At 66.3% G+C, this 15,821-nt stretch carries 13 protein-coding genes and 1 pseudogene; 6 read left to right on the top strand and 8 right to left on the bottom strand.

Features of this window, described 5'->3' with window-relative positions:
* Positions 1–12: 12 nt before the first annotated feature.
* The 3 genes from VUG52_RS07350 to VUG52_RS07340 all read left to right on the top strand — a co-directional run bounded on the left by VUG52_RS07350 (position 13) and on the right by VUG52_RS07340 (position 5,085).
* Positions 13–1,386, top strand: a complete 1,374-nt coding sequence (locus tag VUG52_RS07350) for a TolC family outer membrane protein (RefSeq protein WP_050706786.1) — start codon at positions 13–15, stop codon at positions 1,384–1,386.
* Positions 1,387–1,463: 77 nt separating this feature from the next.
* Positions 1,464–3,599 carry a type I secretion system permease/ATPase gene (locus VUG52_RS07345; protein WP_331833162.1) on the top strand — a complete coding sequence of 712 codons (2,136 nt, stop codon included), beginning with the start codon at positions 1,464–1,466 and terminating at the stop codon, positions 3,597–3,599.
* Between the two features lie 130 nt (positions 3,600–3,729).
* The gene (locus VUG52_RS07340; protein WP_186732980.1) at positions 3,730–5,085 is read left to right on the top strand and encodes an HlyD family type I secretion periplasmic adaptor subunit; all 1,356 of its coding nucleotides are present in this window, start codon (positions 3,730–3,732) and stop codon (positions 5,083–5,085) included.
* 281 nt (positions 5,086–5,366) lie between these two features.
* On the opposite strand, the gene VUG52_RS07335 is transcribed toward VUG52_RS07340, so the two are convergent.
* The 4 genes and pseudogenes from VUG52_RS07335 to VUG52_RS07325 all read right to left on the bottom strand — a co-directional run bounded on the left by VUG52_RS07335 (position 5,367) and on the right by VUG52_RS07325 (position 8,881).
* A complete protein-coding gene (locus VUG52_RS07335; protein WP_331832632.1) occupies positions 5,367–5,966 on the bottom strand; it encodes a tRNA-uridine aminocarboxypropyltransferase in 600 nt (199 codons plus the stop codon).
* A gap of 153 nt (positions 5,967–6,119) precedes the next feature.
* Positions 6,120–7,148, bottom strand: coding sequence for a methyl-accepting chemotaxis protein (locus VUG52_RS07330; RefSeq protein ID WP_371263157.1), 1,029 nt, complete (start codon positions 7,146–7,148; stop codon positions 6,120–6,122).
* A 234-nt stretch (positions 7,149–7,382) separates the two neighbouring features.
* Positions 7,383–7,679: pseudogene (locus VUG52_RS27225) on the bottom strand (PAS domain-containing protein); the annotation flags it as partial.
* 308 nt (positions 7,680–7,987) lie between these two features.
* On the bottom strand, positions 7,988–8,881 hold the full coding sequence (locus tag VUG52_RS07325; RefSeq protein ID WP_028691117.1) for a LysR family transcriptional regulator: 894 nt from the start codon (positions 8,879–8,881) through the stop codon (positions 7,988–7,990).
* Positions 8,882–9,107: 226 nt separating this feature from the next.
* Here VUG52_RS07325 and speB point away from each other — a divergent pair, with 226 nt between their 5' ends.
* On the top strand, positions 9,108–10,058 hold the full coding sequence (gene speB / locus VUG52_RS07320; protein ID WP_050706774.1) for an agmatinase: 951 nt from the start codon (positions 9,108–9,110) through the stop codon (positions 10,056–10,058).
* A 285-nt stretch (positions 10,059–10,343) separates the two neighbouring features.
* Positions 10,344–11,723 (top strand): sodium:solute symporter, encoded by a 1,380-nt coding sequence (locus VUG52_RS07315; protein WP_331832631.1) that lies wholly within the window; start codon positions 10,344–10,346, stop codon positions 11,721–11,723.
* A 70-nt stretch (positions 11,724–11,793) separates the two neighbouring features.
* On the opposite strand, the gene VUG52_RS07310 is transcribed toward VUG52_RS07315, so the two are convergent.
* Together VUG52_RS07310 and ptrR are read right to left on the bottom strand one after the other, a co-directional pair.
* Complete coding sequence (locus VUG52_RS07310) at positions 11,794–11,922, bottom strand: PA1414 family protein (RefSeq protein WP_256206021.1); 129 nt, start codon at positions 11,920–11,922, stop codon at positions 11,794–11,796.
* A 124-nt stretch (positions 11,923–12,046) separates the two neighbouring features.
* Positions 12,047–12,940: a putrescine utilization regulator PtrR gene (gene ptrR, locus VUG52_RS07305; protein WP_050706776.1), complete on the bottom strand. Its 894-nt coding sequence runs from the start codon at positions 12,938–12,940 to the stop codon at positions 12,047–12,049.
* 106 nt (positions 12,941–13,046) lie between these two features.
* Between ptrR and VUG52_RS07300 the strand changes: the two genes are divergently transcribed.
* Complete coding sequence (locus VUG52_RS07300) at positions 13,047–14,210, top strand: MFS transporter (protein WP_050706777.1); 1,164 nt, start codon at positions 13,047–13,049, stop codon at positions 14,208–14,210.
* An 87-nt stretch (positions 14,211–14,297) separates the two neighbouring features.
* Here VUG52_RS07300 and VUG52_RS07295 read toward each other — a convergent pair whose 3' ends face one another.
* Complete coding sequence (locus tag VUG52_RS07295; protein WP_050706778.1) at positions 14,298–15,224, bottom strand: DMT family transporter; 927 nt, start codon at positions 15,222–15,224, stop codon at positions 14,298–14,300.
* A gap of 91 nt (positions 15,225–15,315) precedes the next feature.
* Positions 15,316–15,720: a hypothetical protein gene (locus VUG52_RS07290; protein ID WP_050706779.1), complete on the bottom strand. Its 405-nt coding sequence runs from the start codon at positions 15,718–15,720 to the stop codon at positions 15,316–15,318.
* Positions 15,721–15,821: the final 101 nt, after the last annotated feature.

Here is a 15,821-nt window from a genome sequence, read left to right as displayed (position 1 = left end):
GAGATGTACCCCATGCGCGCTTTAACCCCCATCACCAGTGCGATTTTGTTGGCCATGGCGTGTGCCAACAGTCAGGCGATGTCGATCACCGAGGCTGTCCAGAACGCCGTGGACCAGCATCCCGAGATCAGCGCCAGCCGCAACAGCAGGCTGTCGGCCGACGAGGATGTGAAGTTCGCCCGCGGGGGGTACTACCCAACCGTCGATCTGGTCGCCGGCTACGGCCGGCAACGCTCGGACAACACCAACACCCGCGGCTTCAACCCCGACGGCACGCGTAACCACAACAAGGAAACCCTCAACTACACCCAGTCCGAACTGCGCCTGCGACAGATGCTGTTCGACGGCTTCAACACCTCCAACGAGGTCGCCCGCACCGAAGCGGTGGCCACCTCGCGCGCCTACTACACCCAGGCCACCGCCGAGAGCATCGCCCTGCGCGCCATCGAGGTCTACCTCGAGGTACTCAAGCGCCGCGAACTGGTGACCCTGGCCAAGAACAACCTGCAGGCCCACCTGCGGGTCAACGACCAGATCGGCCTGCGCAGCGAACGTGGCGTGGGCAGCACCGCCGACCTCGACCAGTCCCGCGCCCGTCGCGCCCTGGCCGAGAACAACCTGGACACCGCCGAGGTCGACCTGGCCGACGCCGAGGCCAACTTCTACAGCGTAGTCGGGCGCATGCCGGACGAGCTGGAAACACCGGTCACGATCAAGGGTGAAGTACCGGCTGACTTGCTCAATGCCCGCCAGGGCATGCTGGAGAACAACCCCTACCTGAAGTCGGCCCAGGCTGACGTGCGCTCCGCCGAGCAGCAGTACGAAGTGGCCAAGTCGCCCTTCTACCCGCGCCTGGACGCGGTGCTGGCCACCGGCGCCAACAACAACATCGGCGGCCAGAAGGGCCACGACAACAACGACTGGCAGGCCGGCGTCGAGCTCAGCTACAACCTGTTCCGCGGCGGCAGCGACAAGGCCCGCCTGCAGTCCGACGCGCACAAGATCAACCAGGCGATGGACATCCGTAACAACGCCCTGCGCGAGCTGAACGAAAACCTCAGCCTGGCCTGGAACGCGATGAACAACGCCCGCAAGCAGACCCCGAGCGCCCGCGAGTACGCCGAAACCACCCAGCGCGTGCGCGCCGCCTACCAGGACCAGTTCGGCCTGGGCCAGCGCACCCTGCTCGACGTGCTCGACAGCGAGAACGAGCTGTACAACGCCAACCGGCGCTACACCGAAGTGCGCTACACCGAAGAGTTCTCCATGTACCGGGTCCTGGCGACCATGGGTGAGTTGCTGAGCAAGCAGCACATCTCGCTGCCGCCCGAGGCCATCGCCAAGACCGAAGTACGCAACGAGGCGAAACTGCCCGACATGCGTTAGGTTCTGACGAGACAAGGGACTTTTCGCCAGCGCCCATTTCCCGTCCACCGCGGCAGGAGTAGGCCATCGTGACCAGTATGCAAAGCGCGCAACCGCGCCTGGATGTTGATGATCCGTTGCTCGATGGCCTGCTGATCCTGTGCAAGCTGCACGGCTGCCCTGCCAGCCGCGCCAGCCTGTGCAGCGGCCTGCCGCTGGCCGAGCAACGCCTGCCCCTGGCCCTGCTGCCCCGCGCCGCCGCGCGGGCGGGGTTGCAGGCGCGGGTGCTGCAACGTGAGCTGGACGCCATCTCGGCACTCAACCTGCCGGTTCTGCTGATCCTCAACGACGGCCGCAGCGCCGTGCTGCAACGCTGGGCGGACAACGGCCGGGCCCTGTTGCTGCCGTGCGAAGCCGAAGGCGGCGAGCAGTGGGTCGAACGCGATGCCCTGGCCGAGGCCTACAGCGGCCAGGTCTTGTTCGCCCGTCCTCGCCATACCCTGGAGGAGGTGCGCGCCCCGCTGATCCCGCGGGTCAATGCCTGGTTCCGTGACACCCTGCGCCACTCCCGCTGGCTGTATGGCGATGCCCTGCTGGCCAGCCTGCTGATCAACCTGCTGGGGTTGATGGTGCCGCTGTTCGTCATGCAGACCTACGACCGCGTGGTGCCCAACCAGGCGCTGTCCACCTTGTGGGTGCTGGTGGCCGGCCTGTTCATCGGCACCGCCTTCGAGCTGGTGCTGCGCATGGTTCGTGCGCACCTGCTGGACCAGGCCGGCAAGAAGACCGACCTGATTCTCTCGGCCACCCTGTTCGAACGCATCACCGGCATGAGCATGAAGGCGCGACCGGCCACCATCGGCGGCTTCGCCCAGAGCATCCATGACTTCCAGGGACTGCGTGAATTCCTCACCGCGGTCACCCTGACCAGCATCATCGACCTGCCGTTCGTGGCGCTGATGCTGCTGGTGATCGGCCTGCTCGGCGGCTGGCTGGTGGTGATCCCGCTGATCGCCTTCCCGCTGGCCGTGGGCCTGGCGCTGTTCATCCAGGTACGCCTGCGTGACACGGTGCAGAAGAGCCTGAGCCTCGGCGCGGTGCGCCAGGCGCTGCTGATCGAGACCCTCGGCGGCCTGGAAACCCTCAAGGCCTGCGGCGCCGAAAGCGAGCGCCAGTACCAGTGGGAACACACCAACGGCGCCATCGCCCGCCTCGACGCCCATGCCCGCAACCTGTCTTCGCTGGCCAGCAACGGCACGCTGTTCATCCAGCAGTTCTGCGGCATGGCCACCATCGTCGCCGGGGTGTACAGCATCATCGCCGGCAACCTCAGCGTCGGCGCGCTGGTGGCCAGCTACATGCTCGGCAGCCGGGTCCTCGCGCCGCTGGGCCAGATCGCCGGGCTGATCACCCGCTACCAGCAGGCGCAGCTGACCATGCGCAGCACCGACGCGCTGATGAGCCTGCCCCAGGAACGCGAAGCCGAGCACCAGGCCCTGGAGCACACCGCGCTGCAAGGTGGCATCAGCATCAACCACGCCACCTTCCGCTATGCCGGGCAAACGGCCCCGGCACTCAACGATGTCAGCGCCACGCTCAAGCCGGGCGAGCGCATCGGCATCATCGGCCGCAGCGGCTCGGGCAAGAGCACCCTCGCCCGCCTGCTGATGGGCTTCCATCACCCCGACGAAGGCCAGGTGTTGCTGGACAACCTCGACCTGCGCCAGCTGGACATCGCCGACCTGCGCAGCCAGCTCGGCTACGTGGCCCACGACCTGCCCCTGCTGGCCGGCAGCCTGCGCGACAACCTCACCCTCGGCGCCCGCCATGTCAGTGATGCGCGCATGCTCGAGGTGGCCGAACTGACCGGGGTCAGCGAACTGGCCCGCCAGCACCCGCAGGGCTTTGACCGCCCAGTAGGCGAGCGCGGCCAACTGCTGTCCGGCGGCCAGCGCCAGGCCGTGCTGCTGGCCAGGGCCCTGCTGCTGGAACCGCCGATCCTGATCCTCGACGAACCCACCAGCCACATGGACAACAGCAGCGAGGAGCAACTGCGTCAGCGCCTGCTGGACTGGGTGCCGGGCAAGACCCTGCTGCTGGTCACCCACCGCACCTCGATGCTCAGCCTGGTGGATCGGCTGCTGGTGCTGGACAACGGCAAGATCGTCGCCGACGGGCCGAAGGACGCGGTCATCGATGCGCTGCGCAAGGGCCGTATCGGCGCGGCGCTGTGACACGACCACCACCCCTGTAGGAGCGGGCTTGTCCCGCGATCAAGGCAACGCGGTGCCTGGCACGGGGCTATGCCCGTGATCGCGGGACAAGACCGCTCCTACAGGGGGCCAGTTTTCTAGGAGGTAATGTATGCCCCTCAGCCACAGCGTGCGCAGCTACCTCCAGGGCGCCGACAAGCGCGCCGAACGCGACTACATGCCGGAACTGGCCGGCGCCACCTTGCAGGAGTCCCCCAGCCTGTCGCGCCTGACCGTGTGGCTGGCGGCGATCCTGCTGCTGGTGGCCCTGGTCTGGGCCAACTTCGCGGTGCTCGACGAGGTCACCGTCGGCGAGGGCAAGGCCATTCCGTCGAGCAAGGTGCAGGTGGTGCAGAACCTCGAGGGCGGCATTGTCACCGAGATCTTCGTGCGCGAAGGGCAGATGGTCGACAAGGGCGCGACCCTGCTGCGCCTGGACGACACCCGCTTCAAGTCGAACAAGGGCGAGAGCGAGGCTGATCGCTATGCGCTGACCGCCCAGGTCGAACGCCTGTCGGCCGAGTCCGACGGCCGCCCCTTCGTGCCGTCCGACGAGGTGCGCGGCAAGGCACCGCAGGTGGCCGAGGACGAAATCGCCTTGTACCAGTCACGCCAGCGGCGCCTGGCCAGCGAAAAGCAGACCCTCAACGAACAACTGCGGCAGAAGACCCAGGAACTGGCCGAGTTCCGCTCCAAGGCCGACCAGTACCGTTCGGCCGTGGGCCTTTTGCAGCAGGAACTGGACATGTCCTCGCCGCTGGTGGGCAAGGGCGCCATCTCCCCCGTCGAGATCCTGCGCCTGAAGCAGCGCAGCGTGGAGGCGCGCGGCCAGCTCAATGCCACCAACCTGGCGATCCCCCGCGCCGAGGCGGCGATCGCCGAAATCCGCAGCAAGATCCAGGAATCCGACGCCAGCTTCCGCTCCGACGCCGCCAAGGAGCTCAACGACAAGCGCACGGAGCTGTCGAAGATCACCGCCACCAGCATCGCCATCGACGACCGGGTCAACCGCACCACCGTGGTGTCGCCGGTGCGCGGCATCGTCAAGCTGCTCAAGGTCAACACCATCGGCGGCGTGGTCCAGCCCGGCAGCGACCTGGTGGAGATCGTGCCGATCGAGGACAACCTGCTGATCGAGGCCAAGGTAAGACCCCAGGACGTGGCATTCCTGCACCCGGGGCAGACCGCGATGGTCAAGTTCAGCGCCTACGACTACACCATCTACGGTGGTTTGAAGGCCAAGCTGGAGCTGATCGGCGCGGATACCGTCACCGACGACAAGGGCAATGCCTTCTACCTGATCCAGGTGCGCACGGACAAGAACCACCTGGGTGGGGACAACAAGCCGCTGCTGATCATTCCGGGGATGGTGGCCACGGTGGATATCATCACCGGGCAGAAGAGCGTGCTGGATTATCTGTTGAAGCCGGTACTGAAGGCGCGGACGGAGGCGTTGCGCGAGCGGTGATTGCCAGCATGTCGGCCCAATCGCGGGGCAAGCCCGTTCCCACGGATCATGAGCCCGTCGCATGGTGGGTTTGTTACGCGATCAGGCTCCCCCCTTGAAAGGGCCGCTCCAATTCAAGATTGCCAGGGTCGCTTTGCGACCCTTTCGCGGCACAAAGGCCGCTCCTACAGGAGAACGCGTGCCCAGTAGGAGCGGCCTTGTGCCGCGAAAGGGCTGCAAAGCAGCCCCGGCAACGCCAAGCCGGGCACCTACTATCACGCCTTGAAGGGGCGGGCTCCGATTCAAGCCTGCCCATGATTGCGTTGATATGTCTGCGCTCCCATGGCCTCGATCTGCCCTTCGATCAGCGCCTCGAACGGGCGCAGTAACTCATCGAACACTACCGGAGCCTCCAGCACATTCAACGCCTGCACCACCGCCTCGAGCGTCGACAAGGCCCCCGGCTCCGGTGCCTTGCGCAGCCGATAGCGCGAGGGCTGGACATGGCCGAGCGTCACTCGTGGCAGCCCCTCCAGCAGCGGGTTCAGGTACAGCATCTTGCGCGCCTTGCGCCAGGTGCCATCCGGCACGATCAGCATCAAGGGCAGACCGGCGTCTTGCCCATAGCCTTGCAGGACCTCGGCCTCGTCACCGGGGAACAGCAGCGCGGGTCGATAGCCCGGCGTGGCCAGCAGTGCGTCCAGGTCATCGAACACCTCGCCGATGCGCAGCTCGGCGTTGATCAGCCCAAGGGCCGCCAGGCGTGCGGTGTTCAGGGCGTGGGCGGTTTCGCTGGGGTGCTGCAGCACGACCACGCGGGTGCGGCTGCCGAGGTGCGGGATCAGTGGGCAAAGGCAATGGGTGAGCGGGCGCTGGCAACGCTCGCAGCGGGGTCTGGGCATGGGGGGCTCCTTGGGGCGGGTAGTTTGCCACAGGGTTGCCATTCCCGGTGGGCTGCGAGGCGTTCGTGGGAGCGGGCTTGCCCCGCGACAAAGCCGGCACTGCAATCGCGGGGCAAGCCCGCTCCCACGCCCCCACTGTTACCCGCTACAGCTTCAGCGGTTGAACCGCTCCGCCAGGCTGTGCAGATACTCCGCCATGCGCTCCAGGTCCTGGCTGATCTCGGCCCCCTGCCTGGCCTGCCCCGCGCTTTCGTCACACAGATGGGCGATGCGCACGATCTGCTGGTTGATGTCCTCGGCGACATGGCTCTGCTGCTCGGACGCCGTGGCCATCTGCTGGCTCATGCCGGTGATGCGGCTGACCGCCTGGGCGATGCCCGACAACGCCGCCTGCACCGCCTCGACGCTGTGCACGCTGTCGCTGGAGATCTGCTGGCCACGGCTGGCGCTGGCCACCGCGCGGTCGGCACCGGAGCGCAGGGTGGAGATGATGTGGTGGATCTCCTCGGTCGAGGCGCGGGTGCGCTGCGCCAGCGAACGCACCTCGTCCGCCACCACGGCGAAGCCCCGGCCCTGCTCGCCGGCCCGCGCCGCCTCGATGGCGGCATTGAGCGCCAGCAGGTTGGTCTGCTCGGCGATCGAGGTGATCACATCCACCACGCTGCCGATCGACTGGGTCTGCTCGGCCAGGGCATTGACCGCCTGGCCGATGTCGCTCACCGCCTCGCTCATGCTGCCCATGGCGCGCAGGCTCTGCTGCGCCAGGTCGCTGCCCTGCTGGGCCAGCTGGTCGGCGTCGCTGGCGGCATGGGCGGTGCTCTGCACGTTGTGGGTGACCTGCTGGATGGTCGCCGCCATCTGCGCGATGGCGGTGGCCGACTGGTCGGTCTCGCTGCGCTGGCGGTCGAGCATCTGCGCCTGGGCATCGGACAGGTCGGCGGACTGCGCGGCTCGCGACTTGACCCCGACACCGGCGTCCACCAGGCGGGTCAGGGCGGTCTGCAGGCGCGCCTCCTCGCTGATGATCGCCAGGTCGAGCTGGCCCTGCAGCCCGGGGTTGTCGCTGTAGGTCAGCGCCACCAGCGGGCTGGTGAAGGCCTTGGGGTGCTCCTGCAAGGTGCGTCGGATCGACTGGTTCTGCCGATGCTCGACCACATACCAGGCCGCCAGCAGGCTGGCCATCAGCACGCCCAACGCCGCATAAGGGGGCAACCACAGGTAAGCGGCGGCCGACAGCAGACCCGCGCCGATCAGCGGCCAGCCATGGCCGATCCCATGCCCCAGGCGCGCCGCCAGTGGCACCGGCGAGCGTCCTGCCCGCAGGCGGGCGTACAAGTTCTCGGCCCGGCGGATCTGCTCCCGGGTCGGCACCGAGCGCACCGACTCATAGCCGCTGATGCGGCCGTTCTCGTACACCGCCGTGACGTAGGCGCTGACCCAGTAGAAGTCGCCGTTCTTGGCGCGGTTCTTGACCACGCCCATCCAGGGTTTGCCTTGCTTGATGGTGTCCCACATATGCCCGAAAACCGCCGGCGGCATGTCGGGATGACGCACCAGGTTGTGCGGCTGGCCGACCAGTTCGTCGTAGGTGAACCCGCTGATGGCCACGAATGCGTCGTTGCAATAGGTGATGCGGCTGTTCAGGTCGGTGGTGGAGATCAGCCGCTGGTCTTGGGGAAAGGTTCTTTCGTGCTCGGTGACGGGCAAATTCATGCGCATCGTTGGCGATCCCTTGCTTATCCAGATGAGTGGGAAAATCATCAAAGCAAGTAGATATTTAGCAGAAGGCCATCACGTCAGCGGTCAAGTTTTGTAGGAAATTAACCCGACCTGACGGAATGTGCTGAAAACGACCTAGTGTCCTGTCTCGGGAATACGTTCTCTTTTGGCGAGTGGCTTGGGCGTTCGGCCAAGGCGCCGCGACGAGTCATAGCAGGGCTATGGCGAGGAGTGGCAACGCCGGCCGGGCGCCCAAGACGCCGCCAAAAGTGAACAGCTTATTTCCGAGACAGGACACTAGCTCAACCCACGTTGAGCTGACTCTTGAGCAGATCACGGAAGGTCTGGATCAGGGGTTCCCGGCTACGGCCACGGCGGATGATCAGGGAAAACGGCGCCTGGTAGCCGAAGGTCGCCGGCGACAGCACGCGCAGATCACCCTTGTCGACCCAGGCCTGGGCATAGTGCTCGGGCAGGTAGCCGATGTAGGCACCGGAGAGAATCAGAATCAGCTGCGCTTCCATGCTCTCCACAGTGGCGGCGCTGTGCTTGAAACCGTGCCGGGCCAGCTCCGCCTGGCTCCAGTAGCCGCGCCCGACCATGCGCTGCTGGGTAATCACCGGTTCCGGGATCCGCCGCTCGCCGAACAGCGCATGGCGGCTGCTGCAATACAGCCAGTGCTGCTCGCGGTACAACGGCTGGTAGACCAGGCCGCTCATGCGCGACGAGAACGCGCCGATGGCCAGGTCCAGGCGGTTGTCCTGCACGCCCAGTTGCAGTTCGTACGGGCTGGACACCGACAGGTGCAGGTGCACCGCCGGGTGTTCCTGGCTGTAGGCGCCGATGGCTTCGGCCAGCGGCAGGGCGCGGTCGCCCACGGTGGAGTCGATCACACCCAGGTTGAGAGTGCCGCGCAACTCGCCCTTGAGCGCCGCCGCGTACTGCTCGAAGCCGTCCAGCTCACCCAGCAGGCGCAAGGTCTCCTGGTGGAACAGCTCGCCTTTGCTGGTCAGGCTGAAACCGCCACGGCCACGATGGCAGAGCACGATGCCCAGGGCGCTTTCCAGCTGGCTCATGTAGGTGCTGATGGCCGAGGTCGACAGGTTGAGGTCGCGCTGGGCGTTGGCGAAGCCCTGGTGACGCACCACGCTGGCGAAGATGCGCAGCAGTTTCAGGTCGGGCAGCGATGAGGCCATGGGGCAACGGGTCCGTGGGCTGGAAATGGCCAGAGTCTAACCCGGCCGCACACCGATAGTTCAGAAATTCCTGAAGTAAGTTTTTGTCGGTAGCGATTCTTCCCGGGCACTACCTTGCGCAGACTGCGGCGAAATGTCCCTGCCCGCCGGCATAACCAGACTAACGAGGCGCGCGGCGGCACAGGTTCGAACAAACAGAACAATCGACCGACTGATGAGGCCCACCGTGGACAAGATTCTCCACCAACCACTGGGCGGCAACGAAATGCCGCGTTTCGGCGGCATCGCCACCATGCTCCGTCTCCCCCACCTGCAAAGCGCCGAAGGGCTCGACGCCGCGTTCATCGGCGTGCCCCTGGACATCGGCACCTCGCTGCGCTCGGGCACCCGTTTCGGCCCACGGCAGATCCGCGCCGAGTCGGTGATGATCCGCCCGTACAACATGGCCACCGGCGCCGCCCCGTTCGACTCGCTGTCGGTGGCCGACATCGGTGACGTAGCGATCAATACCTTCAACTTGCTGGACGCCGTACGCATCATCGAAGAGGCCTACGACGAGATCGTCGAGCACAATGTCATCCCGCTGACCCTGGGCGGCGACCACACCATCACCCTGCCGATCCTGCGCGCCCTGCACAAGAAGCACGGCAAGATCGGCCTGGTGCACATCGACGCCCACGCCGACGTCAACGACCACATGTTCGGCGAGAAGATCGCCCACGGCACCACCTTCCGCCGCGCCGTGGAAGAAGGCCTGCTCGATTGCGAGCGCGTGGTGCAGATCGGCCTGCGCGCCCAGGGCTACACGGCGGACGACTTCAACTGGAGCCGTCGCCAGGGCTTTCGTGTAGTCCAGGCCGAAGAGTGCTGGCACAAGTCGCTGCAGCCGCTGATGGCCGAAGTGCGCGAGAAAGTCGGTGGCGGCCCGGTGTACCTGTCGTTCGACATCGACGGCATCGACCCGGCCTGGGCGCCCGGCACCGGCACCCCGGAGATCGGCGGCTTGACCACCATCCAGGCGATGGAGATCATCCGCGGCTGCCACGGCCTGGACCTGATCGGCTGCGACCTGGTCGAAGTCTCCCCACCGTACGACACCACCGGCAACACCTCGCTGCTGGGCGCCAACCTGCTGTTCGAAATGCTCTGCGTGCTGCCGGGCGTGGTACGCCGCTAGCCGAAGCACCGCCGTTTGTAGGAGCGGCCTTGTGCCGCGAAAGGGCTGCGAAGCAGCCCCGGCTATTTATGTGAAAACGCCGAAACCCGGGGGCGCTGCGCCCCCCTTTCGCGGCACAAGGCCGCTCCTACACACAGGGCGTTGCGCTGCAAGCGATTGCTTGACCCCGGCAGGAGCCATTCGGGAGGGCCATAGAGGCCCGCCAACACATGACAGGACCGCCGGGCGCCTTGCAGCGTCCGGACGGCCGATCTCGCCATAATAAAGATAATCGGGAGCCCCCCAATGGCCTTGGACATCATCGTTGTACTGATCTATGCCGCCGGCATGCTCGCCCTCGGCTGGTACGGCATGCGGCGCGCGAAGACCCACGAAGACTACCTGGTGGCCGGGCGCAACCTCGGCCCGACCCTGTACATGGGCACCATGGCCACCACCGTGCTCGGCGGCGCCTCCACCGTCGGCACCGTGCGCCTGGGCTACGTCCACGGCATTTCCGGTTTCTGGCTGTGCGCCGCCCTGGGCCTGGGGATCATCGCCCTCAACCTGTTCCTGGCCAAGCCGCTGCTGCGCCTGAAGATCTTCACCGTCACCCAGGTGCTGGAGCGCCGCTACAACCCGATAGCCCGCCAGGCCAGCGCGGCGATCATGCTCGCCTACGCGCTGATGATCGCGGTGACCTCGACCCTGGCCATGGGCACCGTGCTGCAGGTGCTGCTCGACGTGCCGTTCTGGATGGCCCTGCTGTTCGGCGGCGGCGTGGTGGTGGTGTACTCGACCATCGGCGGCATGTGGTCGCTGACCCTGACCGACATCGTCCAGTTTGTCATCAAGACCGTGGGCCTGATGTTCATCCTGCTGCCGGTGTGCCTGTACAAGGCCGGCGGCTGGGACGCCCTGGTGGCCAAGCTGCCGGCGGCCAGCTTCAGCTGGACCACCATCGGCTGGGACACCATCATCACCTACTTCCTGATCTACTTCTTCGGCATCCTGATCGGCCAGGATATCTGGCAGCGGGTGTTCACCGCCCGTGACGAGAAGGTCTGCCAGCGCGCCGGTACCACCGCTGGTATCTACTGCGTGCTGTACGGCCTGGCCTGCGCCCTGATCGGCATGGCCGCCCATGTGCTGATGCCAGACCTGGCCAACCCGAACAACGCCTTCGCCGAGATGATCAAGGGCCAGCTGCCCGAGGGCATCCGCGGCCTGCTGATGGCCGCCGCCCTGGCCGCGATGATGTCCACCGCCAGCGCGGGCCTGCTGGCCGCCTCGACCACCCTGACCGAAGACCTGCTGCCCAAGCTGCGCGGCGGCAAGCAGTCGAGCCTGGGCATCAACCGCCTGTTCACCCTGCTCACCGGCCTGGTGGTGCTGGGTATCGCCCTGGCGGTGAACGATGTGATCAGCGCGCTGACCCTGGCCTACAACCTGCTGGTGGGCGGCATGCTGATCCCGCTGATCGGCGCGATCTTCTGGAAGCGTGCGACCACCGCCGGGGCCATCGCCAGCATGACGCTGGGCTTCGGTACCGCGCTGCTGTTCATGTTCAAGGACGGCCTGGAGGCCAACTCGCCGATCTACTACAGCCTGACCATCGGCCTGGTGAGCTTCGTGGTGGTCAGCCTGGCCTCGCGCAAGCCGGTGGCGACGGCGAACCTGGCCTGAAGCCAGATCACGGGGCAACAACGCAAAAGGCCGCCGCATCGATAAGATGCGGCGGCCTTTTTGTCAGTGGTCAACGCCGACGCGGCTGGCGCTTGCGCTGTTCTTCGTCGGTCGGGATCGGCACCGGCTGCAACGGTGGCGGGAGCAGGCCCAGGGCGACGGCGAGGTCATGGAGCCAGTTGTACATGCGTTCGTTCATAGTGCCCCCTTGACGGGTCAGCCTCACGGTCAATCAAACTTGCGATGCGTCATACAGATCATAGACCTATGTCCTATATTGCGCATGCCTCTGTTCCTACAGATAGGGGCGATTTTGACCCGGATCAAGCGCTGATGGCAGCTTCCGACGGTCGGTCAATCGTTTCGCTTTGTTGCAAGTCGATCCAGGCCTGCAGATTCGCCCCGCGTTTGCCCTGGCGCCACATCAGCCAGGTCATCGCCTGGTCGAACGGCGCCTGCAACCGATGCGCCCGCACCTGCTCGCGACCCGGCAGGCTGTCGAGCATGGACTGCGCCATCAACGCCACCCCGGCCCCGGCGATCACGCAGGCCAGCATGCTCTGGTACGACTCGATCTCCATGACCCGCCCCATGGGCGTGTGGGCATGGGCGTACCAGGCTTCCAGGCGCATGCGGTACGAGCAGCCCTGACGGAAGGTGAACACCGCCTTGCCGGCGACATCCCTGGCACTGTGTACCACCGGGTGCTCGGGGCTGGTGATCAGCACCAGGGTTTCCTCGCACAACGGCACGCCATCCAGCCCGGCCAAGTTGAGCGGGCCGTCCACCAGCGCCGCGTCCAGCCGATGGCTGAGCACCCCCTCCAGCAGCTCGGCACTGGGCGCCGCCTGCACCTGCAGGTTCACCGCCGGGTAGGCCTGGTGGTAGCGCGCCAGCAGCGCCGGTAAATGAATGGCCGCCGTGCTGTACATGGTGCCCAGCACGAAATCCCCCGCCGGTTGGCCGCCCTGCACCGCGGCCAGCGCCTCGTCGCGCAGGTTGGTCAGCCTATGTGCATAGTCCAGCAGCACCTTGCCGGCCGGCGACAGCTGCAAGCGCTGGCGCTCGCGCAGGAACAGCTCCACCCCCAGTTGCTCCTCGAGCTGGCGCAGGCGCGTCGACAGGTTCGACGGCACCCGGTGCAATCGCTCGGCGGCGCGGGTCACCGAGCCCTCCTCGGCCACGGCCTGGAAGATGCGCAGTTGGCTGAACTCCATAGGATTCTCCAAAACAGAACAACTTGATCATCATTATTCAATTTTATTGAAAGTCAATGAGTCCTACCCTGCCATCCATCGCATCCCTTCGTGCAGGAGACTTTCCATGTCACCCATCGTGCAACTGCTGGCCAGCGCCATGGCGCTGATGATGGCCATGGGCATCGGCCGCTTTGCCCTCACGCCACAACTGCCCCGACTGATCGCCGAGGGCCAGTTCGACCTCACCGCCGGCGGCCTGGTCGCCGCCGCCAACTACCTGGGCTACTTCCTCGGCGCGGTGGACGCCATGTTCGCCCGCCAGCCCGCCCAGGTGCGCCTGCGTCTGCATGGAGGGCTGTGGCTGTGCGTGCTGCTGACCCTGGCCTCGTGGGCCGCCGACGGTTTCTGGAGCCACCTGCTGCTGCGTTTCGGCACCGGCGTGGCCAGCGCCTGGGTGTTGGTGATGATCGCCAGCCTCAGCCAGCAACTGGCCAGCGCCCATGGCCGCCAGCGCCTCGGCGCGCTGGTGTTCGCCGGGCCCGGCGTCGGCATCGCCGTAACAGGTGTGCTGGCCCTGGGCGCGCACCTGCTGGGGCTGGATTCGGCGGCCCTGTGGCTGGTCTATGGCATCGCCGCGCTGGTCATGCTGCTGGCGGTGCTGCCGTGGCTGCCACGGGCGCAGGAACCCGCCGCCACACCTGCGGCCGTCAACGAACAAGGCCGTGGCACCGGCATCGGACGCCTGGGCCTGGTCTATGCGCTCTACGGGATCGGCTACATCCTGCCGGCCACCTTCCTGTCGCAGATGGCCAGCCAGCAGTTCCATGGGCAGTGGCAAGCCGACCTGTTCTGGCCCGCGTTCGGATTGGCATCGGCGCTCGGTGTGGCCATCGTCAGCCTGCGCCGCCCGGGGCGGACCTCCGCCTGGCTGACCACCACCCTGTGGCTGCAAGGGCTGGGTGTACTGGCCTGCCTGCTCGGTGGCGGTATCGGCCTGGCATTGGGCGTGCTGCTGTGCGGCGGGCCGTTCCTGGCCTGCATGCAACTGGTGATGCAGCGCTCACGGGAGCTGGCGCCGCATGCCACGCAGCGCAATGCCGGGCTGCTGACTGCGTGCTTTGCCCTGGGGCAGTTGAGCGGGCCGTTGCTGGCGGCGTTGAGCAGCCATTTCAGTGGTGGATTACAGCCAGCGTTGGTGCTGGCGGCGGCAGGGATGGGATTGGCCGGGATCTTGGCCAAGGGCTCCTCGCGCTCACAAGCCTGTGCCAGCCTGCAACAGGCAGGCTGAAGGAATACAGGCCCTATGGCGGGGCAAGCACCTACAGTCCTCGTGGGAGCGGGCTTGCCCCGCGATAGGGCCGGCTCCGCCGAACGCCTACCCCACCACCCTGCGCAACTGCTGCCGCACCCACGCCTCGGCGCTGACCATGACCACCCCGAGCAGCACCATCACCGCACCGATCACGAAGTTCAGGCTCAACGGCTCATCCAGCAGCAGCACGCCGAAAGTCACCCCGAACAACGGCGTGATGAAGGAAAACACCGCCAGGTTCGAGGCCAGGTATTTGCGCAGCAACCAGAACCAGGTCAGGTAGCTGACGAACGACACCACGATCCCCTGGAACAGCACACTGCCCACCGCCAGCGGGGTCAGCGAGAAATCGGCGATCTGCCCGCTCACCAGGGCAATCAGCACCAGCCCGACAAACCCCACCGCCAGCTGGTAGAACAGGGTCAGGGTCGCCGGCGCCTCGGACAGGCGCGAGCCGCGCACCACCACCGTGGTCGCGCCCCAGGCCAGGCCTGCCAGGATCGCCATGGCATCGCCCAGCAACATGCGTCCATCGAGGTGTTCGAGGGAAACGCCGCCGGCGAAGGCCAGGGCGATCCCCCCGAAGGCCAGCAGGATGCCCAGCCACTGCAACAGCCGCAGCCGTTCGCTGGGCATCATGAAATGCAGCCCCAGGGCGGTGAAGATCGGCGCGGTGTAGAGGAACACCGACATATGCGCCGCCGAGGTCAGCTTCAGCCCCTCGGCGATGAACAGGAACTCCAGGCCGAACAGCGCGCCGGCCAGCAATCCGGCGCGCCAGGTGCTGCCCACCTGGCTCCAGCCACCCCGCCAGCAGACCAGCAGCCCCACCAGCAGCGCGGCGATACCATTGCGAAACGCCGCCTGCATGACCGGTGCAATGTCCACGGCAGCGGATTTGATCAGCACCTGCTGGCAGCCCCAGATCAGGCACAGCCCCAGCATGACCTGGAAGGCGAAGGCGTCGGGGTTCTTGCGGACCGCGGTCATGGGCGGCCCCTCAGCGGGTTGAACGACATGGCAAGGCTCGGCAGTGAGAATGGATCCCGATTATCGGGTGACCGGCCTTGGCGATGCCAGCCTAAATTGACCCTCCGGCGATCTGCGCCTTGGCCGAGACGTGCTCGAAGGTAGCTTCGTCCAGCGCATCAGCCTGTTCATCGAGCACCTGGCGTGGGTGTTCGAAGCCCGGAATGCTGCTGTCGATCAGGCTGAGCAGGCGCGAACCGCGCGGGCTGAGGACGAAATTCTCGCCGTTGCCGCCTTCCGCTTCAGGCCGGCTCTCGATGAAACCCCGTTCCAAGAGGATCTTTTCGTACTCGCAGGCCTGGGCCTTGAGCTGGTTCAGATCGTCCGGCGCCTCGCCATCGGCGGCCAGCGCGGCGGCATGCTGCTCGGCATAGGGGCGTGGCGTGAAACTGTGACCGGCGCCGTTCTGCACTTCGTGCAGCAAGCGTTCGATCAGGTCCCAGTCGTATGTGCTCATGGGGTAAGCCTCCTGCTGTGGACAAGTAGGTACACAGCGTGGGACTGACAGAGGTTGCCAGGTGTTCAATCAGAAACCGAAGGGCCACCCCATTGCTCCTC

It is taken from the genome of Pseudomonas sp. LH21, assembly GCF_036549575.1.
Lineage (GTDB): Bacteria > Pseudomonadota > Gammaproteobacteria > Pseudomonadales > Pseudomonadaceae > Aquipseudomonas > Aquipseudomonas peradeniyensis.
The sequence above is the reverse complement of the archived record's forward strand: the minus strand, read 5'-3'. Positions and strand labels throughout refer to the sequence as shown.